This window comes from Flavobacterium sp. W22_SRS_FK3, from assembly GCF_052113665.1.
Lineage (GTDB): Bacteria > Bacteroidota > Bacteroidia > Flavobacteriales > Flavobacteriaceae > Flavobacterium.
On the sequence record NZ_JBGQOF010000016.1, the window covers coordinates 92,724 to 114,007 of the forward strand.

Consider the following 21,284-nt stretch of genomic DNA (forward strand, 5'->3'; position numbering starts at 1 on the left):
TGTTATTGATATTGTAATTGTCATTGAAAATTATTTTTTATTATTTATCATTTTTGAAGAAATTGCTATTAATTCTTCAAGTTCAATTAAGAGAGATTTTCGTTTTTCTGCATCTCCTTCTTTTGTATAATCTAATATTTTTAACGAATTTCCCGATTCCTTTAATTCTTTGACAGCCAAAGAAACTTTAAAAATAAAAACTTTATCAGATATTGTTCCTTGAGCTTCTCCAAAATTTAAATAAGCGCTTCCTGATGATCTTATTAACTGATTTTTATAATATTCATTTTCAAATATCTTTTCTAGTTGTCTGGTAAAGAAAATACATTCTCCGGCAAACCGAACCAACCGATCTTCAAAATTGAATATTTATTCCATTTATTTTTTTGCCATTGATATTTAAATTCTATCTTCCTCCAAAAATACTGCTTCCAATCCTAACCATTGTACTGCCACATTCTATTGCGAGTTGATAATCTCCAGACATTCCCATTGAAATTGTTGAAAAATGTGGTGTAGTAGAAATACATTGTTGCGTGTCCCTGCATTGTGCATCTTTATTTTGCAGCGAATCAAAAATTGATTTCAAATGCAGAAATTCTTTTTTGACCTGGTTTTGATTTTCTGTAAATGTTGCCATTCCCATTAAACCTAAGATACGAATATTTTTCATCATTTTAAGTTCGGAAGAAGATAATAATTCTGAAAGCTCTTTTTCGTCAAGACCAAATTTTGTTTCTTCTTCGGCAATATATATTTGAAGCAGGCAATCAATAATTCGATTGTTTTTTAAAGCTTGTTTGTTGATTTCCTGTAATAATTTTAAACTGTCGACACCATGGATCAAGCTGACAAAAGGAGCCATAAATTTCACTTTATTCGTTTGCACATGACCAATCATGTGCCATTGAATGTCTTTTGGCATTTGTTCCTGTTTATCTGTCATTTCCTGGATTTTGTTTTCTCCAAAAACACGCTGTCCGGCTTCATACGCTTCCATTAAATCTGAAACAGGTTTGGTTTTTGAAACTGCAACCAGTGTTACGTTTTCGGGCAAACTTGCTTTGATAGTATTTAAATTTGATGCTATTGACATGGTGTTTTGTTTTTTTATGAAAGAATAAACTGCTTAGAAATTTTCTCTGCCTTTTTACTTTCGCTGTAATCATAAAAGCCTTCTCCTGATTTCACGCCTAATTTTCCGGCTCTTACCATATTTACCAATAATGGACAAGGAGCATATTTAGGGTTTTTAAACCCGTCGTACATCACATTTAAAATAGCAAGGCAAACATCAAGACCAATAAAATCAGCTAATTGAAGCGGCCCCATTGGGTGTCCCATCCCTAATTTCATTACGGTATCAATTTCATAAACCCCTGCAACTTTATTGTATAACGTTTCAATTGCCTCATTTAGCATAGGCATCAAAATTCTGTTGGCTGTAAAACCTGGATAATCGTTTACTTCAACCGGAGTTTTTCCTAGTCTTTCAGATAAATCCATGATAATTTTAGTCACTTCATCGCTGGTATTGTAGCCGCGAATGATTTCGACTAATTTCATAATAGGCACCGGATTCATAAAATGCATTCCGATCACTCTTTCAGGATGTGCTACTACAGCTCCAATTTGCGTTATCGAAATAGAGGATGTATTCGTTGCTAAAATCGTATTATGCGAACAGGCTTCGTTTAATTGTTTAAAGATGTTTAATTTTAAATCAACATTTTCAGTAGCTGCTTCAACAACCAGATCAACCCCAACAACACCATCTTTTATATCAGTATACGTAATTATATTGGTAATAGTTTTGGCAACATCTTCCTGAGTGATAGTTCCTTTAGTTAACATTCGTTCCAAATTTGCAGCAATAGTTGCCATTCCTTTGTCTAATGATTTCTCAGAAACATCAATCAGTTTTACAGTAAAACCACTTTGAGCAAAAGTATGAGCAATTCCGTTACCCATTGTTCCTGCACCAATTACAGCTATTGTTTTCATTCTATTTTGGTATTTAAATTTTAAAAGTTAAGGTTTAAAGTGACTTTTTTGCCAGCTTTAAACCTTAAAAATAATGAGTATGTGTTTTGTGTTATTTATCGAAACAATCAATTATTTGATACGCGACTCTTAGCGCGTCTGTAGCTTGTTCCAAAGTCACAACAGGCGTAGTATCAGTAAAAATGGCATTTGCAAAAGATTCTAATTCATCAAGAATGGCATTGTTTTGTTCGACGTCAGGATTTGTAAAATAAATTTGTTTTTTTACACCTTCAGCATTTTGCAGGATCATATCAAAATCTCCCGGAACTTCAGGAGCATCTTTCATACGAACCACTTCACATCTTTTTTCCAGAAAGTCAACGGATATGTAGGCGTCTTTTTGAAAAAAACGTGTTTTACGCATGTTTTTCATCGAAATTCTGCTGGCCGTTAAATTAGCAACACAGCCATTTTCAAATTCAATTCGGGCATTGGCAATATCCGGAGTATCGCTAATTACAGAAACACCGCTGGCATTGATGTTTTTTACTTTTGATTTGACCACACTTAAAATAGCATCGATATCATGAATCATTAAATCCAGGACTACCGGAACATCAGTACCACGAGGATTAAACTCGGCCAAACGATGTGTTTCAATGAACATTGGATTTTCGATCATGTTTTTGGTGGCAATAAAAGCGGGATTAAAACGCTCTACATGACCCACCTGACCTTTTACGTTGTATTCTTTTGCTAAAGCGATAATTTCTTCGGCTTCTTCAACAGTGTTGGCAATTGGTTTTTCTATGAAGATGTGTTTTCCTGATTTGATAGCTACTTTTGCACATTTATAGTGCGAAAGCGTTGGGGTTACAATATCGATTACATCCACGGCGTGGATTAATTTTGCAATTGTGTTGAAGTTTTTATAACCGAATTCTTTTGAAATTCTTTCGGCATTTTCCTGATTTTCGTCGTAAAATCCAACTAATTCGTATTGGTCAGATTGTTGTAATAAGCGTAAATGTATTTTACCTAAGTGACCAGCACCTAAAACTCCTACTTTTAACATGTGAATGTATTTTAAACAAAAATATAATTTATTTGTTGAAAGTAAAAGTTAATACAATAAAGATTTAGCGATTTAATAATTAAAAATCAATATTTGATTTACTGTTTTGTTTCTTATTTTTGCGAAAACAAAACCTACCCATTTTGAAAGATACTGCCAAACATCAAGGACTTCGCAATCAATTAGTAAGCACTTTAGAACAAAAAGGAATTACTGACAGAGCAGTTTTGGATGCGATAAAAAAAATCCCAAGACACCTTTTTTTAAATTCAAGTTTTGAAGATTACGCTTATCAGGATAAGGCATTTCCTATAGGTGCAGGCCAAACCATTTCACAGCCTTACACTGTTGCATTTCAGTCACAGTTATTAGAAGTTAATAAAGAGCATAAAATTTTGGAAATTGGTACCGGTTCTGGGTATCAAACAGCCGTTTTGTGTATGTTGGGAGCTAAGGTATATAGCGTTGAAAGACAAAAAGAACTGTTTAAACAAACTTCAAATTTATTTCCAAAATTAAACATACGCCCGAAACATCTGTCCTTTGGCGATGGTTACAAAGGGTTACCAAGTTATGCTCCATTCGATAGTATTATTGTTACGGCAGGTGCACCTATTATTCCCAAACCTTTAATGGCGCAATTAAAAATAGGAGGAAGGCTGGTTATTCCGTTAGGTGAAGATGTTCAGATTATGACCTTATTAATCCGAAAAAATGAAACGCAGTTCGAAAAGCATGAGTTTGGAGAGTTTCGATTTGTTCCTTTACTGGAAGATAAAAATTAAAGATTAAACATAATTTTGTAATTCCTTAGGAATCCCTACACAAAGCAAATAGTTGCGAGCGATTGAATCAAAATAGAAGTAAGAATGAAAAAATATTTACTATTCCTCACTTTTTTATTTATACAAAATGTGAAGTCTCAAAGTGTTGAGCAACTAATTCAACAAAAAGTTTACAAATACGAAGAGATTCAAGTAAAACCAGAATTTCCTGGCGGTATGGAAAAGTTTTACAAATTTATAGAAACAAATTACAAAAAACCAGATGAAGCAAAAGGAGTAAGTGGTCCAGTTTCTGTAAATTTCATTGTTGATATTAACGGTTTTATAACTTATATTGACCTCAGAAAAGATATTGGATATAAAACAGGAAAAGAACTTATTCGAACTGTAATGAAGTCGCCAAAATGGTTACCTGGTGAACAGGATGGATATCACGTCAAAACAGAAATAAAATTTACTTTCAACGTAAAATAATATAAGGAACCGTAATAATTTCAACTACTCATAATTGCCGCTACAAGATATTTACGAATTTAGTAAAATTAACGTTTTTCATTACGTTTATGTTTACCCGGAAATACTCGTTTCATAATTAGCAAACATCTTGTATCGCCAAATGGATTCCTACGGAATGACAAGTTTGTGAAGACTTATTGATTTTGTAATTCAGAATACTATTTTATTCTCCCAACAGATCCCGTAGCGGAAGGCAAAAGTTCAAAAACCGAAGTAGGAGCAAGTCCGGATTCGATTCTATGGGAAACATACAAAATCGCTACATTGGTTTCCTGCTTGATCGTATTGATAAGCTGAATAACCAAATCGACATTTTCATCATCCAAACCTTCGACAGGTTCGTCTAAAATTAATAATGGCGGGTGTTTTAAAACGGCACGAACAATCAAAGCGACTCTTTGCTGTCCGACTGAAAGATCAATAAAACGTTTTTTTCGTAGTGCTGTCATTTCGATAACTTCGAGCCATTGTGCAACGATTTGTTTTTGCAGTGTTGTTGGTTCAATATATAATCCGATAGAATCAAAAAATCCTGACAGAATCATTTCTTCCAGGGTGTGGCTTTTTTGAAACAAATCCATCATAGATGTTGTGTAGATTCCGATTTGCTTTTTAATTTCCCAAACACTCTCGCCGCTTCCTTTTTTTCTTCCAAATAAAAATAAATCCTGACCAAATCCTTTTGGGTTATCGCCAGTTATTAAAGATAGAATAGTGCTTTTTCCGGATCCGTTTGGACCAATTAATTGCCAAAATTCCCTTTGTTTGATAGTCCAGGAAATATTATCTATAATTTTTCGATCCTCATAACTTACCGAAACGTTATCCATTTTTATTAAGACACTTTCGTGAAAGGTACTCAGTTCTAATGCCTTTGGAATGGCAGCTGTGTTTAAGGTTTTAAAATGAGTTTCAGTTTTCGAAATGGGGTGCAATTCAAATGTATTGTCTTTAATCTGAACTTTATTTGAAACAAAATGAAGCAGATCGGTAACGCGATTTACAATTTGAATAATCGCAATAATTTGGGATAAATTTTTTAAGGATTCGGACAAAATCACACGAGAAGCCTGGTCTAGGTGGTCAAACGGATTATCAAAAATGATGAAATCTGGTTTTTGTGCGATACAGTATTTCAGAAACTCTTTTTTACGTTCTCCTGAAGAAAATGTCCGTAGTTGTCTGTGTGATTCGGGAGAAGTTTCCACACTTTGATATTGATATTCTCTTTCGATGAATTTTTCGATTGAAATATCAGAGAATAAAATCCCTTTTTGATTATTAAAAACAGCCAGTTCTTCTTTGGCTTCGCCGGAAAGCAAAGTGTCTATGAATTTTTTTTTATTTACCTGATTGGTTAAAAGGATGTCCCAATGTTGTTTTTGATGCATTATGTATTTCTTGAAAAGATGTTATTTTTGTTTGGTTATCACTGGTAAATTATTCCGTGACCATTCGCTCCAGGAACCTACATAAAGTTTCGGAATCGGGATTCCGGCATAGTCCATTGCTAATAAAGTATGACAGGCCGTAACACCTGAACCACAATGAATGATTGTGTTTTCAGGTTTTGTATTACCTAAAATTTTGCTGTATTTTTCTTTTAATGTTTGGGGAGAATGATAAAAGCCCTCTTTATTTAAGTTTTCGCTAAACGGAACATTAATTGCACCCAGAATGTGCCCTGCAATTAAATCCAGCGGTTCGGTCAGTCCATCAAAACGGTTCTTGTCCCTTACATCAATAACAATGTTTTGGCTGTTATTTCGGGCTTTATCAACCTCTTCAATATTGGCTAAGGGCAATTGCCATTCTGAAACCGAATATTTTTCAGCTTCCTCAAAATTACCTATTTCTAAACTTATAGGAAAACCAGCTTTTATTGCCGCCTGAAATCCCCCGTTTAATACCTGTACTTTTTCATGACCGACAGCTTTTAGCATCCACCAAAATCGGGAAGCAGCATTCGAACCATTTTTATCATCATAAATAATGACATGGCTTTTAGGAGAGATTCCAAGTTTTGAAAGTACTTCTGAAAATTTATCGAAAGCAGGCAAACGATGTCTTCCTCCATTGCCAGGATTACAATCGACTGCAGCCAAATCCCGATTCAAATTGATATAGCGGGCGCCTTTTAAATGTTCGGTTTTGTAATTTTCTTCGGCATTTATACCGGCTCTCGCATCTATTAAGATAATTTCAGAAGAATTTTTTAGCTGAACTAATGCTTCAGGATTAATTATCGGAGACCAATTTTGTGACATCTGTATTTGTTGTAAAATGATTAATCAGGAATTTTTTCAATCAAAATTTCAGCATCTGATTTATCAAAATAAGTACACGTCATTTCAATGATATCAACACGCCATTTAGCAATTCCGCATTGCCCTGCGTGATTGCAAAAAGTTTTATAATCTGTCTGACCATCCTGATGTGCAACCAAAAACTCTATAAAACGTTCTTTGTTAGCCACATTTTCAATTTTTATTTCAGGGTATTTTTCATCAGAAGTTACAATGTAATTATTTACCCCGTAATATTCAATATGCCCATCATTTACAAAGGTGTCATAGCCTTTTACACCTAAAATAATTAAATCCTGTATATAATTGGGAAAATCTGCACCGCTTTTAACTTTGGCATGTGCTTCTTTTATTTGTTCGATTGTAAACATAAAATTTGATTTAAGGGTTTCACTTTTATTGCTTCAAAAATACAATTAATGGTTTTATAAATTGATCAAAAGATTCAATATGCGGTAAATGTCCTATGTTGGGAATTTCTACAAGTTTTGAATTTGGAATTGCTTTTTGTGTTTTTTTACCCAGTTGGGCATAATTTCCCATTGTTTTTCGGACTTCTTCAGAAACAAGAGGCTTTCCTAATGCTGTTTTATCTCTTGTTCCGATTATTAGAAGGGTAGGGATTTTGATATTTTTAAATTCATATAAAACCGGCTGCGTAAAAATCATCTCGTACATCAATGCCGAGTTCCAGGCTACGATACTGTAATCAGGAGCTGTAGTCCAGCCAGCATTTAACTCTGCCCATTTTTGAAAATCGGCATTCCATTTTCCATCATAATAATTCGTCATTTGGTATTTTTTGATGGCTTCATAGTTTTGTTTTAATTCACCGTCGTACCACCAGTCTACGTTTTTGTAAGGCACGACTAATTTCCAGTCTTCTAAGCCAATCGGATTTTCAAGCACTAATTTTTCAGCTGTTTGAGGGAACATTAAAGTGAATCTTGTGGCTAACATTCCGCCCATTGAATGTCCTAATATGGTCGTTTTTTCGATTCCCAAATGGTCTAGTAATTTTTTTGTATTCGCTGCAAATTGCTGAAATGTGTATTGAAAATTATCAGGTTTTGAAGATTTTCCAAAACCAATCTGATCCGGCACAATAACACGGAATCCTTCTTTTGTAAGTGCATGTATAGTAGTTTCCCAATAAGCACCGTTGAAATTTTTGCCGTGAAGTAAAACAATGTTTTTATTATTGTAATTTTTTGGAGTAATATCCATATAAGCCATTTTTAAAAGCTGACGCTGATTGCTCAGTTCCAGGAATTTTACAGGAAATGGATATTCGTAATTAGTTAAATTAATGTCGAGGGCTTTTATTTTTTCCTGCTGCGAGAAGCAAAAAAAAGGAAGCAGAAGCAGAATAAACTTTATGTTTTTCATTGTTGTATAGTATTTGTTGGGTATTTATAAAATTAAAACTAACCATTTTAACTGCAAAAATTTAAGTCATAAAATTATCAGAAAATAAGAGGTGGAGTTTAATGATTTTTATTATTAAAAAACAGTAATAGATTTGTTTGTGTAAAGGAATTTACTATTTGGAAAAGCTGTATTATAACAGGATAGTTTAAAGCAGGATGGAACAGGACGGTGTCTTAGATGCTTATAACTAAATTGGTTATAACTATTTAACCAATTTTTAACCAATTATGACCAAGAAAACTACGCTAAACTTTAAGTATATACTTAAAGTTTTTATGATTTGCGGGTTGATTACTTTTTATAGTAATTTAAATGCCCAGACATTAGCATTTCCGGAAGCTACCGGTTTTGGAAGATTTACCACAGGAGCAAGAGGATCTGCAAATCCTCAGATTTATTTAGTAACCAATTTAAATGACAGCGGACCGGGTTCGTTTCGTGATGCTGTTAGCCAGGAAGGGCGGTTTGTTATTTTTAAAGTAGGAGGTATTATTAACGTAGCCTCTTCAATTGCAATTGCAAAAAACACCACTATAGCAGGACAAACAGCAACTGGAGAAGGAATTGTATTGTTAGGCGCTAAAGTGTCATTTACCGGAGCAAATAATACTATTGCCCGTTACCTTCGTATTCGTTTTGGAGCGACCACTCAAAATCAGGATGCTTCGGGGATATCAAATGGTGCAAATATAATTTTGGATCACATGAGTTTTACATGGGGCACAGATGAAGTATTTTCTGTTAATTGGGATAATAAAGGTACTAGTCCGGATAATATAACAGTTCAGAATTCCATTATAGGACAAGGAATGCACCGACATAATCACTCCGCAGGAGGATTAATGCAGCCTTCTGCAGGGGGTAAGATAAGTTTGATTGGAAATTTGTACATCTGTAATAAAACCCGTAACAATAAAGTAAAAGGAATTAACGAATTTGTAAATAATGTTGTTTATAATTGGGGAAATTACGGAAATACATACGGTCACACCGAATCTGGAGATGCCTACATTATGGGGGGAGATTCTGCAGGAGGTTCAGATGTTAATATAATCAATAATTATTTTATAGGTGGTCCTAATACAAGTTCTACAGTTTCATCACCCTTTAATCGCGGAAATGATAATTTCTCTTTATATGGTTCGGGAAATTATTTTGACAATAATAAAGATGGAGTACTAAATGGTGCTTTAGTTCCTTACGACTTAACAGGGTATCCAACAGGAGATTTAGCAACACTTTTGTCAGTACCGTATGATTATCCAATGAAAAACACAGCATTGTCAGCTGAGGATGCTTACAATAAAATTGTATTAAGTGTTGGTGCTTCTTATCCAAGACGCGATCAGGTAGAGAATTTAATGATTTCAGATTTGATTTCTAAAGGGACAACAGCAACTTATGTGTATGTTCAAAGTGATTTGACAAAAAAGTTTGGATTTATTAATGGTGGCGCGGGACATGTGTATGGTGCCCCTGCTCCTTTGGATACTGATAATGACGGTATGCCAGATACATGGGAGGATGCTAATGGATTAAATAAGAATGTTGCAGATGCTTTATTAGTAAGCACATCAAACGCACCATATCTCAATATTGAATTGTATATTAACGGATTAACAAATGAAACCCCGCCAGATTTTCTTATTCCGCCATCTAATGTGAATTTCACAAATATAGCTTCTACTGAAATTCCGGCTTCAAGTTCTTTAACCGTTAACTGGATTGACGGTGCTGCGAATGAAGATAATTACATAGTAGAGCGTTCAGATAATGGCACTGATTTTACAGTAATTAATACCTTGAAAGCAAATGCGACAACTTATAATGATACCGGTTTGCTTCCAAATACAAAATATTACTATAGAATTAAAGCGACAAATAGTAACGCATCATCAGTTTATGAAACAGGAAGTTTAACCACACCGCCAATTCCATCAGCTCCTGTAAAAGCATCAACACCTATTCCAGATACCGGACTTACTGATATTCAGTTGACAAGTGGTAATTTAACTTTAAAATGGAGTGGAAGTATAAATACACAGACGTATGCTGTCTATTTTGGTACTGATCCGGCAAATTTAACCAAGTTATCTGATGTAGCGTATGTTGCAGCACCATCATACCCACTTGCAGGTTTAAGTCCGGCAATAACTTATTATTGGAGAATTGATGCAGTGAATGCTAAAGGAACTACGATAGGTGATGTATGGAATTTTCGTGCTCTGACTCCGGAACTTGTTGGTCATTGGCCATTTAAAGAAACTGCGGGCGAGGGCGAACAGATTGCGGATATTTCGAGTTATGCGAATAATGGACAACTGGATGCAGCTTTCGATAATGCTACTGTCAGAGTATCCGGAAAAACGAATAAAGCGATAGATTTTGCAACATTATTACCGAACAAGCTTATGGTAAGCATTCCAAATCAGGATCAAATATTATTTGATAAAAATTCTTTTACAGTTTCATTTTGGATGAAAGCAGATGCCAGCTTAATACCAGGAGGCTCAGCATTAAGTTCTTATATATTGTGCAAAGGATCGATGACAAAAAATGCGGTAACAGGTGCAACAGGCAGAAGATTTAATGTAGAAATTAAAAGCAATCAATTGCGTTATGCTATAGATGATGATAAAACAAAAACAGAACTTGTTTCAACATTAGCGGCGACTAATTATTTTAATGGCAGTTGGGTAAATGTGATGATAATGAGAGATGTAACAACATCAAAATTAAGAATATACACCAATGGTGTTTTAACAGGTGAGAAGACAGACGCAACAGGGACATCTGTAGGTATTGGAGAAGCAACAGATTTAGTAATTGGTAATATAGGAGCACTTGAATTATATGCCAATACTACTCCGGCACCGTATAAAGGATTGTTTGACGAGCTTAGAATGTTTAATTATGCATTAACAGCACCCGAAGTATTATCTGTATACAATGAAGCATTGTTAAGTAATGAAAAGTTTATTGAAAACAAAAATAATGTTACTGTATATCCTAATCCTGTCAAAGAACAGATTTTTATTAATATTCCAGATTATAATGGATCGTACGTTACAGCAACATTAAGCGATACAACAGGAAGAATTATTCTTCAGGAAAGGATCCAATCTGATGGAAATGGAACCTTTACTTTAAATATTGCCAATAAAAAAGTATCAGGACTTTATATCTTAAATGTTTCCGGTGAAAACTTAAATAGTAATTTTAAGATTTTATCAGAATAATAATAGTTTTTTATAATTAAAAATAAAGAAACCGTTACATTGATTTGTAACGGTTTTATATTTTATAAAGTATCAGATTTTATTTTAAAGTCCGACAAAATCATCACTTTTAGGAAAAATACTCAATGCCTCAATTGCAATTTCAGGAGTTGGAGAAGCTAATTTGCGAAGTTTGGTGTCCATCCAGGCACCATCAACTGTAATAACGGCACAAAGCGTGTCATCTTCTCTTCTAAATTCGTGAATGATGGACCAGCGCGAAGCATCAGGTTTCATTTTGGATGTTTTGGTGTGGATGAATATTTTATCTGAAAGTTTTAATTCTTTTTTGAAAACACATTCTTCCCTAAACAAAACAGGGCCAAATCCCTGAGTTTGCATTACTCTTAAAGTTAAACCAAGTTCTTCAAGAATTTCAATACGATGCTGGGCGCCAAAATCGTAATAAGCACTGTGACGAACGTGAAAATTGGGGTCGAGATCAGACCAGCGGAAAGATATTTCTTTTATAAATGATGCCATTTTGTATTGTATTTTGTAAATAATTTGAGGATACGAAATTACTAAAAATGAAACGGTTTTGTTGAAACTTTGGTGATTTGTCTTCAAAGGTTGTCATTCCGTAGGAATTATCTATAACCGCAGATAAGCTTCTGTCGAGATTTACTCCCTAGACCTTTTTGATAGGTTTCCTATGGGATGATTATTTTTCTTTTAATTTTTCTTTCGATTTCGGGTAATAGTTTATCATTTAAAAGTGTGTTCATGCTTTTTTCAATATTTGGAAAATTTGGAGGACTAAGTATATTTTTCTTCTTAATAGTCGCGATATTCCCAGCATTAAAATTTGAAATTACTTCATTGGTATTTAAATTTATAAAAGCATTATTTAAAAAAATATTTGTCATTTTATCTCCAGCAATAATTACTGTTTGTTCAAATTGTGATCCAAAATAACCATTCACAATAAGTAAATAGTCCAAATTGTATTTCATTTTTATGTTTTTCAAATCCTCGTCTAAATATTCATGTTTTTTAGGTGTAATAATTTCGATCACTTTCACTATAATTGGCTCTTTTATTTGAGTAATTTCGACATTTAGAAAGTCTAAATTTTTTAAATATGCTTTAATTATTCTTTCAGTTGGATTTCCTGTTCCTGTTTCTAAAAACTTATAAGCACCATAAAACAAATCCTTATTTATTTAAAATTTTTGAATCTACAATTGGATTCCCCATCGATTGTCCAGTTATTTTGTATGGACCAATAATATTAAAAATCAGACCTATTTTTTTGTTCAAGATTTGTGAATAGCTAAAATTAAAAAGTGTAATTATACTTATTAGAAGAAAGGCTTTTTTTAGTTTCATTTTTATTTGATAGTATTGAATTTAATTTTTTCTCAATAGTATATTCTTCACGAAGATAATTTTTTTGATTTATTTGTATTGCTAAATTATTAATATATGAAGAAATATTGACTACTCCTCAATTTTTAATATTCAGTTTCTTTACAATCCATTGCAAAGAAGTTTCTGATCAGTAACTTAACCAATTTTGTATAAACTTAAAATAGGTTAAAAGAAACATTCTCCTGAAAACTAGAGCCCTAGCCCTGATAGAAGCGGCATCCTTTTATGGCGGGGTTCGCCATAAAAGATACAGCGGATAGCAGGAAACAGCTCCTGATAATGACACTAAAGCACTGATATGCCACGCTTGTCAGGTTTTAAAAATGTCATGTTGTCAGATGATTTTTATAGTGCCGACATGAAAACTGACAATTTACTTTGGTTTTTTATCTTGGCACAAAGATTGACTTATGCCACCTGAGTTATAAAATGTATATCAAAATTAAATATATAAAAAATGGGTAAAATAATCGGAATTGACTTAGGTACGACGAACTCTTGTGTTTCTGTAATGGAAGGTAACGAAGCAGTTGTTATTCCTAACGCAGAAGGAAAAAGAACTACTCCTTCTATCATCGCTTTTGTTGAAGGTGGAGAAATTAAAGTAGGTGATCCTGCAAAAAGACAAGCAGTAACGAATCCTACAAAAACGATTGCTTCTATTAAACGTTTTATGGGACACACTTTTGCTGAAACTCAGGATGAGGCAAAAAGAGTTCCTTACAGTGTTGTAAAAGGTGACAACAATACACCACGTGTGGATATTGACGGTCGTTTATACACTGCTCAGGAATTGTCAGCAATGACACTTCAAAAAATGAAAAAAACCGCTGAAGACTATCTAGGTCAAACTGTAACTGAAGCGGTTATTACTGTTCCTGCTTACTTTAACGATGCACAACGTCAGGCTACTAAAGAAGCTGGTGAAATTGCTGGTCTTAAAGTTATGCGTATCATCAACGAGCCAACTGCTGCGGCACTTGCTTACGGATTAGATAAAAAAGGAACTGATCAAAAAATTGCTGTTTACGATTTAGGTGGAGGTACTTTTGATATTTCTGTTCTTGAATTAGGAGACGGTGTATTCGAAGTATTATCTACAAATGGTGATACTCACTTAGGTGGTGATGATTTTGACCAGGTTATTATTGACTGGTTAGCTGACGAATTCAAATCTGAAGAAGGTATTGATTTACGTTTAGATCCAATGTCATTGCAACGTTTGAAAGAAGCTGCAGAGAAAGCTAAGATTGAATTATCATCTTCTGCTGAAACTGAAATCAACTTACCTTATGTAACGGCTACTGCTTCAGGACCAAAACACTTAGTTAAAAAATTATCACGTTCTAAATTTGAGCAATTATCTGATACTTTAGTAAAACGTTCTATGGAGCCAGTTGCTAAAGCACTTAAAGATGCAGGTTTATCTACATCTGATATTGACGAAGTAATCCTTGTAGGAGGTTCTACTCGTATGCCAAGAATCGCTGACGAAGTGGAGAAATTCTTCGGTAAAAAAGCATCTAAAGGTGTTAATCCTGATGAGGTTGTTGCTATTGGTGCTGCTATTCAGGGTGGAGTTTTATCTGGAGACGTAAAAGATGTATTGTTACTTGATGTAACGCCTCTTTCTTTAGGTATCGAAACTATGGGTGGTGTATTGACTAAATTAATCGAGTCTAACACAACTATTCCAACTAAAAAATCTCAAGTATTCTCTACTGCTGCTGATTCTCAACCATCTGTTGAAATTCACGTATTACAAGGAGAAAGAGCAATGGCTGCTGATAACAAAACTATCGGTCGTTTTCACTTAGATGGTATTCCACCAGCACCAAGAGGAGTTCCTCAAATCGAGGTTACTTTTGATATCGATGCTAATGGTATCATCAAAGTTTCTGCAACTGATAAAGGAACAGGAAAATCTCACGATATCCGTATCGAAGCTTCTTCTGGATTAACAGCTGAAGAAATCGAAAAAATGAAAAAAGATGCTGAAGCTAATGCTGACGCTGACAAAATAGCTAAAGAAAGAGCTGAGAAATTAAACGAAGCTGACAGTATGATCTTCCAAACTGAATCTCAATTGAAAGAGTTAGGAAGTAAATTAGCTGATGATCATAAAGTTGCTGTTGAATACGCTTTAACTGAATTGAGAATGGCGCACCAATCTCAAGACATTCCAGCTATTCAAACTGCTCTTGACAACATCAATGCAGCTTGGAAAACAGCTACAGAAGCTATGTATGCTCAAGGTGAACAAGGTCAACAAGCAGCTCCACAACAAGAGCAATCGCAAGGTGACAATGTTGAAGACGTTGAATTTGAAGAAGTCAAATAAGTACTGATTAACATCAGTTAACAATAAGTGTTAAACCGCTGTAAACGAAATGTTTACAGCGGTTTTTCTTTTTTATTCTTTTTCGTTTCTGCTGTTTTTTAATCATATATATGTATCATATTTGTACCGGCACATTATAAAAAGCGTTTGGAATTAGGCGCAGAAGAATTTCATCAGAATTTGGAAAAAGCATTTTTTAGTAAATAAAATATTAATTCAAGTAACAGGCAATATCTTGCAGCTTTTTGGATGGGCTAAAAAAAATGCAGTGAGGTTAAGGGTGCAGAAATGCCCTTAACTATTTTTTATAAAATCTGTTTTTTAGAGAGTTGAGCATTATTTTGATGAAATCTCATTATTGGCAAAGGAATTTTATTTTCTTATCCTAAAAAAGCAATTATTGATGCAGCTGCAATCATCCGCATTGATTTTTTTCTCTTTTGGAATACTTATATTTCTATCTAATTGTATTACTCTAAACTGACCACATAACTTTTCACCTTTGTCATGAGCCAAAAATATTTCTCTATCACATGATTTTGTAAAATCAATATCCTCTTTTTGGCAATTGATGCAAAATCTGCCTTTTTCGGATGGACTCATTTGAAGCCAATTTTCATGGCAAGGCTTTGAAATGGAGATTTTAATTTTAAATCAAATAGATTCTTATAAAAGTAATTATTATTTTGAATTGCTAACAATATCTTCATATCAAAATGACAATTCTCATTTCCTTTTTGGATTCTTTTTTGTAATATTACTTTATAAATCATTTTTGAATGAGAAAGATAAAATACAAGAAAGGCCCTAAACTGCAGCATGTCACATTAGAATATACAGGATCTCAGAAAGCTCACAAATCAGAAATGCAGCTTTTTGTATATAACAATGACGACGTTGTTGAATATGAAAAGTTTGCAGTTCAATCTTTGAATATCTGTATTGATTATTCAAAAAATAACTGGCTCAATATTCACGGTCTGAATGATCTCAATTTAATAAAAACAATTGGCGCACATTTTAAACTGGATGACTTTTTATTGGCTGATATTTTAAATACTTCTAAAAGAACAAAACTAGAGGAGCAACAAGATGTTTTATTTTTTAATATAAAGTCGCTATTACCATCAGACTTAAATGATGGACTTAAAGTTGAGCAAATTAGTTTTATTTTAAAATATGGAATCCTGATTTCATTTCAGGAAAAAAGAAGTGATTTTTTTACCCATATTCGGGAACGCCTTCGCATACATACGGGAATCGTGAGAACTAAAAAAGTAGATTATTTACTTTATTTATTGTTAGATGCTGTAATGGAAAATTTTTATATTACAATCGAAAATGAAGAAGAGGAAATAGAAAAATTAATTAATTTAACCAAAAAAGGTGCTGATCCGGTTATTTTGGAAAAGATTGAGAATCACCGCGATAATTTTAATTTCTTAAAGCGTGCGATTATTCCACTACGTGATTCGCTTTATTATTTGAAAACCATTAAAGATGATGATACGTATAATGGAATTGAGAAAGAAACTTTTAGCTTTTTCATCAGATTACATCAGAAAAGTTTAGAACTTTTGGAGCAAATTGATTCCGATATGAGTTCTCTGGAAAGTGCTTCAAATTTTTATTTTTCGGAACAAAGCCGTAAAATGAATGAAATCATGAAAACGCTGACAATCATTTCGGCTGTATTTATTCCGCTTACGTTTATCGTTGGTGTCTACGGAATGAACTTTGAAAACATGCCCGAACTCAAAACACAAAATGGTTATTTTGTTGTAATGGGAATCATGTTTTTACTGGTGATAGCGTTGATTATTTATTTCAAAAAGCGCAATTGGTTTTAATTTTTAATAAAAGTTTAAAAAAAATGATTCAGTATATTTGCTTGGAATCAATGTAGATAATTATGAGTAAAGCGATATATATTGCGACAAGCGATCAGAATAGTGGAAAATCGATTATTACACTCGGTTTAATGAGTATTTTGATTGGTAAAACGGCCAAAGTTGGTTATTTCAGACCCATCGTTGAAGATTTTATAGATGGCGAATTAGATAATCATATTGAAACAGTTCTTTCCTATTTTAACCTTGACATCAAGTTTGAAGATGCTTATGCAATTACCAAAAGTAAATTAATCAAAAAGAAAAATAAAGGTAAAATAGGTGAGGTTTTAGACTTGATCATTGAAAAATATAAAAAGCTCGAAGAAAATTTTGATTTTGTTTTAGTCGAAGGAACAAGTTTTACAGGTGAAGGAACATCAATTGAATTGGATCTCAATGTTTTGATTGCCAAAAATCTTGGAATTCCAACTATAATTATAGGCTCAGGAGTTGGTAAAACATTAGATGAATTGGTAGACAGTCTTTATTTGGTTTATGATTCCTTTAAAGTAAAAGAAGTTGAAGTTCTTTCTGTTTTTGCGAATAAAGTTCAGCCTGAGAATATTGAATTAGTTACCAAAAGTCTTCAAAAAAGTTTACCGGAGAATGTCCTGATCAATACGATTCCGTTGATCTCGAGTTTGAACAATCCCACAATGCAGGAAATTGTAAATGAATTAGATGCTAAAGTGTTATTTGGGGAAAATTATCTAAATAATGAAATTGGTCATTTTAGTGTAGGCGCTATGCAATTACACAATTACTTAGTTCATCTGCATGATAACGCTCTTGTTATTACGCCAGGAGATCGTTCAGACATTATATTAGGTGCCTTGCAAGCTAATGAATCGGCTAATTATCCCACGATTTCAGGAATTATTCTAACAGGAAATATTCTTCCTGAAGAAAGTATTTTGAAACTCATTGAAGGACTTTCGGCAGTAGTACCAATAATTGCAGTTGATGGGGGGACCTATAGTATTACGAATAAAATTGGTTCGATAAGATCAGAAATTTATGCCAATAACACACACAAAATTGAAACATCAATAAGTACTTTTGAAAAATATGTTGCAATGGATGATTTATCCGAAAGGTTAATCACTTTTGTGCCTGAAGGAATGACACCCAAAATGTTTCAGTATAATATGGTTCAAAGAGCAAAACTGCATCGCAAACATATTGTTTTGCCGGAAGGAAATGATGACAGAATTATCATGGCAGCATCAAGATTGTTAGATATGGATGTAGTAGATATTTCAATTATAGGAGATAAAAAACAAATTGAAAGTAAAGTGACCGAATTAGGAATAACCCTTGATTTTTCAAAAGTAAACATCATTAATCCAATTGAATCTCCCTATTATGAAGACTATGCCAATACGTATTATGAGCTTCGAAAAGCGAAAAATGTAAGTATTACAATGGCAAGGGATTTAATGGAAGACGTTTCGTATTTTGGAACCATGATGGTGTATAAGGGTCATGCGGACGGAATGGTTTCAGGAGCTGCACATACAACACAGCATACTATTTTACCAGCACTTCAATTCATTAAAACCAAACCGAATTCATCTGTAGTTTCATCCGTATTTTTTATGTGTCTGGAAGACCGGGTTTCCGTTTTTGGAGATTGTGCCATTAATCCAAATCCTACAGCAGAACAATTGGCAGAAATCGCTATTTCATCAGCAGATTCCAGTTCGGCTTTCGGTATTGAACCAAAAATCGCCATGCTTTCTTATTCATCAGGTTCCTCCGGAAAAGGGGACGAAGTAGAGAAAGTAAGAGCAGCGACAGAAATTGTAAAAATAAAACGCCCGGATTTAAAAATAGAAGGGCCAATTCAGTACGATGCAGCGGTTGACAGAGCAGTTGGAAAAAGCAAAATGCCGGATTCTGAAGTAGCAGGGCAGGCGAGTGTACTTATTTTCCCTGATTTAAATACCGGAAACAATACCTACAAAGCAGTTCAGAGAGAAACCGGAGCTTTGGCAATTGGTCCGATGTTGCAAGGTTTAAACAAACCCGTTAACGATTTGAGCCGTGGGTGCACGGTTGATGATATTATCAATACTGTTGTAATTACAGCGATTCAGGCGCAGGGACTTTAATCAATTATTAATTGTGAATTATAAATTATAAATTTTACGTTGTAATTGAGTATAAAAATCCGTTTCATCCGCTTTTTTTGCTTAGAAAATCTGTTTTACCCGCATTCAAATTCGTTATCTATATAAAATAAATTAAAAGCTATGAGTCTTTAGTAAAAAACTTAGAATCTTAGCGACTTAGTATCTTAGAACCTAAACAAAATGAAAATATTAATAATAAACTCAGGAAGTTCTTCAATTAAATATCAATTAATGATTATGCCTGCAAATGAAGTAATTTGTACAGGTATGATTGACAGAATCGGATTAGAAACTTCTAATGTTGCTTTTAAAACATCATCAGATTCGATAGAAGAAATTATACCAATTACAACTCACAAGATAGGTTTGCAAAAAGTAGCTGAAATGCTTTTAAATCCTGAAAAAGGAGTCATTAAATCGACTTTAGAAATTGCAGCCGTTGGTCATCGTGTGGTGCATGGCGGCAGTTATTTTTCTGATACAACAGTTATAAATGAAGAGGTTAAAGAAAAAATAAAAGAACTTTCAGAGTTGGCTCCATTACATAATCCTGCTCATTTGGTTGGAATAAATGTTGCCGAGGAGATTTTTTCAGATGCGAAGCAAGTAGCCGTTTTTGATACAGCTTTTCATCAGACTATTCCGGTTGAAGCTTATAAATATGCTATTCCTAACTATCTTTTAACAGAAAATAAAGTTCGTGTTTATGGTTTTCACGGAACAAGTCACAAATATGTTTCTGAAAAAGCAATTGACTACTTAGAAAATAATTCGAAAATAATTACCATCCATTTAGGAAACGGTTGTAGTATGGCAGCAATTAAAGATGGTAAAAGTATTGATACAACAATGGGCTTTTCACCTTCAAATGGCCTTATAATGGGAACTCGTTCCGGGGATATTGATCAATCAGTTATTTTTTATCTCATAAAAAACCTCGATTACTCTCCAGACGAAGTAAATTCCATTTTACTAAAACAAAGCGGAATGCTTGGTCTGACGGGCTACAGTGATTTACGTGATATCGAATCTGAAGCAGAAAAAGGAAATAAAGACTGTCAACTGGCTTTGTTGATGAATGCCTATCGCATTAAAAAGTTTATTGGAGCGTATGCTGCAACATTAAATGGTTTAGATGCCATTGTTTTTACCGCAGGAATTGGTGAGAACTCTTCTTACATGCGTAAATTAGTTTGTATGGATATGGATTATTTTGGAATAGAATTAGACGAAGAAAAGAACCAAATTCGTTTTAAAGAAATCAGAGAAATCAACAAAATAAATTCAAAAGTAAAAGTTTTAGTAGTTCCCACAGATGAGGAATTTGAAATTGCCAATCAGGTATATCATCTACTTCAGAATTAGATTAAATGTATGTCTCGTCCTAAAAAAACGATACTGATTATTAGATAAAAACAAAAACAGTTGCAAGAACGTTCTTGCAACTGTTTTTGTTTTTATAGGTTCTTATCTGCATTTGATTTTGACAATGCATTTGATTTGGTGTTAGCATATGATTAGAATAATGCGGTCTTTTCTCATTGTAAATATTGATTGATTCCTTTATAATTTGTTTTGTGATATTTATTTTTTGATGATATTTATCGATCATAAATTCTTGTTTTAAAATCCCATTAATTCTTTCAGCTACGGCATTTTCATACGGGTCTGAGTTTTGGGTCATGCTGCATAAAACTTTGTTTTTGATTAGTTCCCTTTGATATTCGTTGGCGCAATATTGCAAGCCTCTGTCTGAATGATGGATTAAGGTCAGTATTTTGGATTTTCTGTATTTAAGAGCCATTTTCAATGCCTTTAAACTACTTTGTGTATTAAGATTTTCTGCAACATAATAGCCCATTATCTTCTTTGAGTAAGCATCTGTAACCAAACTTAAATAACATGGATGGTCTCTTTTTCCGATATAAGTAATGTCGCAGACCCAAACTTGTTCAGGACGATTTATCTCTAAATCTAAAATTCGATTTTTATGCTTTCTAAAACGATGATGTGAGTTTGTTGTTACATGATAGCGCCGTTTTGACTCAATTAATAAATGATTTGCCCTAAGTATATCAAAGAATTTATCTCTGCCTATTTTTAATTCCTTAAGTTCTACTGACAAAAGGTAATATAATTTTCTAGTGCCAATCTTAGGCATCTTT

The 21,284-nt window shown here is 33.6% G+C and carries 19 protein-coding genes; 7 read left to right on the forward strand and 12 right to left on the reverse strand.

The genetic code is table 11. The annotated features are described in order from the left end of the window. Positions 1 to 30: 30 nt before the first annotated feature. From ACEN2I_RS15680 to ACEN2I_RS15695, 4 genes are all read right to left on the reverse strand, one after another. Positions 31 to 348 (reverse strand): four helix bundle protein, encoded by a 318-nt coding sequence (locus tag ACEN2I_RS15680; RefSeq protein ID WP_441767044.1) that lies wholly within the window; start codon positions 346 to 348, stop codon positions 31 to 33. Between the two features lie 58 nt (positions 349 to 406). Next, on the reverse strand, positions 407 to 1,096 hold the full coding sequence (locus ACEN2I_RS15685; protein ID WP_441767045.1) for a YggS family pyridoxal phosphate-dependent enzyme: 690 nt from the start codon (positions 1,094 to 1,096) through the stop codon (positions 407 to 409). Between the two features lie 14 nt (positions 1,097 to 1,110). Next, on the reverse strand, positions 1,111 to 2,004 hold the full coding sequence (locus ACEN2I_RS15690; RefSeq protein WP_441767046.1) for a 3-hydroxyacyl-CoA dehydrogenase family protein: 894 nt from the start codon (positions 2,002 to 2,004) through the stop codon (positions 1,111 to 1,113). 91 nt (positions 2,005 to 2,095) lie between these two features. Continuing rightward, on the reverse strand, positions 2,096 to 3,061 hold the full coding sequence (locus tag ACEN2I_RS15695; protein WP_441767047.1) for a Gfo/Idh/MocA family protein: 966 nt from the start codon (positions 3,059 to 3,061) through the stop codon (positions 2,096 to 2,098). Between the two features lie 143 nt (positions 3,062 to 3,204). Here ACEN2I_RS15695 and ACEN2I_RS15700 point away from each other — a divergent pair, with 143 nt between their 5' ends. Beyond that, complete coding sequence (locus tag ACEN2I_RS15700) at positions 3,205 to 3,846, forward strand: protein-L-isoaspartate(D-aspartate) O-methyltransferase (RefSeq protein ID WP_441767048.1); 642 nt, start codon at positions 3,205 to 3,207, stop codon at positions 3,844 to 3,846. A gap of 84 nt (positions 3,847 to 3,930) precedes the next feature. Next, complete coding sequence (locus ACEN2I_RS15705; RefSeq protein ID WP_441767049.1) at positions 3,931 to 4,320, forward strand: energy transducer TonB; 390 nt, start codon at positions 3,931 to 3,933, stop codon at positions 4,318 to 4,320. Positions 4,321 to 4,520: 200 nt separating this feature from the next. Here the strand turns inward: ACEN2I_RS15705 and ACEN2I_RS15710 are convergent, their stop codons facing one another. Genes ACEN2I_RS15710 through ACEN2I_RS15725 form a run of 4 tightly spaced genes read right to left on the reverse strand, consistent with a single transcriptional unit; the run spans position 4,521 to position 8,057 of the window. Further along, entirely contained in the window at positions 4,521 to 5,753 is a 1,233-nt protein-coding gene (locus ACEN2I_RS15710; protein WP_441767050.1) for an ATP-binding cassette domain-containing protein, read from the reverse strand. 21 nt (positions 5,754 to 5,774) lie between these two features. After that, positions 5,775 to 6,629, reverse strand: coding sequence for a sulfurtransferase (locus ACEN2I_RS15715; protein WP_441767051.1), 855 nt, complete (start codon positions 6,627 to 6,629; stop codon positions 5,775 to 5,777). A gap of 20 nt (positions 6,630 to 6,649) precedes the next feature. After that, positions 6,650 to 7,039 (reverse strand): DUF1398 domain-containing protein, encoded by a 390-nt coding sequence (locus ACEN2I_RS15720; protein WP_441767052.1) that lies wholly within the window; start codon positions 7,037 to 7,039, stop codon positions 6,650 to 6,652. 25 nt (positions 7,040 to 7,064) lie between these two features. Then, positions 7,065 to 8,057 (reverse strand): alpha/beta fold hydrolase, encoded by a 993-nt coding sequence (locus tag ACEN2I_RS15725; protein ID WP_441767053.1) that lies wholly within the window; start codon positions 8,055 to 8,057, stop codon positions 7,065 to 7,067. A 269-nt stretch (positions 8,058 to 8,326) separates the two neighbouring features. On the opposite strand from ACEN2I_RS15725, the gene ACEN2I_RS15730 reads away from it, so the two are divergent. Next, complete coding sequence (locus ACEN2I_RS15730) at positions 8,327 to 11,338, forward strand: LamG-like jellyroll fold domain-containing protein (RefSeq protein WP_441767054.1); 3,012 nt, start codon at positions 8,327 to 8,329, stop codon at positions 11,336 to 11,338. A gap of 84 nt (positions 11,339 to 11,422) precedes the next feature. Here the strand turns inward: ACEN2I_RS15730 and ACEN2I_RS15735 are convergent, their stop codons facing one another. Both ACEN2I_RS15735 and ACEN2I_RS15740 read right to left on the reverse strand, forming a co-directional pair. Next, positions 11,423 to 11,860, reverse strand: a complete 438-nt coding sequence (locus ACEN2I_RS15735; protein ID WP_441767055.1) for an acyl-CoA thioesterase — start codon at positions 11,858 to 11,860, stop codon at positions 11,423 to 11,425. Between the two features lie 170 nt (positions 11,861 to 12,030). Beyond that, positions 12,031 to 12,531, reverse strand: coding sequence for a hypothetical protein (locus ACEN2I_RS15740; protein ID WP_441767056.1), 501 nt, complete (start codon positions 12,529 to 12,531; stop codon positions 12,031 to 12,033). 677 nt (positions 12,532 to 13,208) lie between these two features. On the opposite strand from ACEN2I_RS15740, the gene dnaK reads away from it, so the two are divergent. After that, positions 13,209 to 15,092, forward strand: a complete 1,884-nt coding sequence (gene dnaK, locus ACEN2I_RS15745; protein ID WP_441767057.1) for a molecular chaperone DnaK — start codon at positions 13,209 to 13,211, stop codon at positions 15,090 to 15,092. A gap of 372 nt (positions 15,093 to 15,464) precedes the next feature. On the opposite strand, the gene ACEN2I_RS15750 is transcribed toward dnaK, so the two are convergent. Beyond that, positions 15,465 to 15,695, reverse strand: coding sequence for a hypothetical protein (locus tag ACEN2I_RS15750; protein WP_441767058.1), 231 nt, complete (start codon positions 15,693 to 15,695; stop codon positions 15,465 to 15,467). A gap of 176 nt (positions 15,696 to 15,871) precedes the next feature. Here ACEN2I_RS15750 and corA point away from each other — a divergent pair, with 176 nt between their 5' ends. The 3 genes from corA (at position 15,872) to ACEN2I_RS15765 (ending at position 20,484) form a co-directional block, all read left to right on the forward strand. Then, positions 15,872 to 16,942 carry a magnesium/cobalt transporter CorA gene (gene corA, locus ACEN2I_RS15755; RefSeq protein WP_441767059.1) on the forward strand — a complete coding sequence of 357 codons (1,071 nt, stop codon included), beginning with the start codon at positions 15,872 to 15,874 and terminating at the stop codon, positions 16,940 to 16,942. A 62-nt stretch (positions 16,943 to 17,004) separates the two neighbouring features. After that, positions 17,005 to 19,098, forward strand: a complete 2,094-nt coding sequence (gene pta, locus ACEN2I_RS15760; RefSeq protein ID WP_441767060.1) for a phosphate acetyltransferase — start codon at positions 17,005 to 17,007, stop codon at positions 19,096 to 19,098. A 201-nt stretch (positions 19,099 to 19,299) separates the two neighbouring features. After that, positions 19,300 to 20,484, forward strand: a complete 1,185-nt coding sequence (locus tag ACEN2I_RS15765) for an acetate/propionate family kinase (RefSeq protein WP_441767061.1) — start codon at positions 19,300 to 19,302, stop codon at positions 20,482 to 20,484. A gap of 40 nt (positions 20,485 to 20,524) precedes the next feature. On the opposite strand, the gene ACEN2I_RS15770 is transcribed toward ACEN2I_RS15765, so the two are convergent. Continuing rightward, on the reverse strand, positions 20,525 to 21,284 hold a 760-nt coding region (locus ACEN2I_RS15770; protein WP_441767062.1), incomplete at its 5' end, for an IS3 family transposase.

Excerpts from the sequence above, each read along its gene's own strand:
- ACEN2I_RS15685 (WP_441767045.1), bottom strand. The coding sequence starts at position 1,096 with ATGTCAATAGCATCAAATTTAAATACTATCAAAGCAAGTTTGCCCGAA.
- ACEN2I_RS15690 (WP_441767046.1), bottom strand. The coding sequence starts at position 2,004 with ATGAAAACAATAGCTGTAATTGGTGCAGGAACAATGGGTAACGGAATT.
- ACEN2I_RS15695 (WP_441767047.1), bottom strand. The coding sequence starts at position 3,061 with ATGTTAAAAGTAGGAGTTTTAGGTGCTGGTCACTTAGGTAAAATACAT.
- ACEN2I_RS15705 (WP_441767049.1), top strand. The coding sequence starts at position 3,931 with ATGAAAAAATATTTACTATTCCTCACTTTTTTATTTATACAAAATGTG.
- ACEN2I_RS15710 (WP_441767050.1), bottom strand. The coding sequence starts at position 5,753 with ATGCATCAAAAACAACATTGGGACATCCTTTTAACCAATCAGGTAAAT.
- ACEN2I_RS15715 (WP_441767051.1), bottom strand. The coding sequence starts at position 6,629 with ATGTCACAAAATTGGTCTCCGATAATTAATCCTGAAGCATTAGTTCAG.
- ACEN2I_RS15720 (WP_441767052.1), bottom strand. The coding sequence starts at position 7,039 with ATGTTTACAATCGAACAAATAAAAGAAGCACATGCCAAAGTTAAAAGC.
- ACEN2I_RS15725 (WP_441767053.1), bottom strand. The coding sequence starts at position 8,057 with ATGAAAAACATAAAGTTTATTCTGCTTCTGCTTCCTTTTTTTTGCTTC.
- ACEN2I_RS15730 (WP_441767054.1), top strand. The coding sequence starts at position 8,327 with ATGACCAAGAAAACTACGCTAAACTTTAAGTATATACTTAAAGTTTTT.
- ACEN2I_RS15735 (WP_441767055.1), bottom strand. The coding sequence starts at position 11,860 with ATGGCATCATTTATAAAAGAAATATCTTTCCGCTGGTCTGATCTCGAC.
- dnaK (WP_441767057.1), top strand. The coding sequence starts at position 13,209 with ATGGGTAAAATAATCGGAATTGACTTAGGTACGACGAACTCTTGTGTT.
- ACEN2I_RS15750 (WP_441767058.1), bottom strand. The coding sequence starts at position 15,695 with ATGAGTCCATCCGAAAAAGGCAGATTTTGCATCAATTGCCAAAAAGAG.
- corA (WP_441767059.1), top strand. The coding sequence starts at position 15,872 with ATGAGAAAGATAAAATACAAGAAAGGCCCTAAACTGCAGCATGTCACA.
- pta (WP_441767060.1), top strand. The coding sequence starts at position 17,005 with ATGAGTAAAGCGATATATATTGCGACAAGCGATCAGAATAGTGGAAAA.
- ACEN2I_RS15765 (WP_441767061.1), top strand. The coding sequence starts at position 19,300 with ATGAAAATATTAATAATAAACTCAGGAAGTTCTTCAATTAAATATCAA.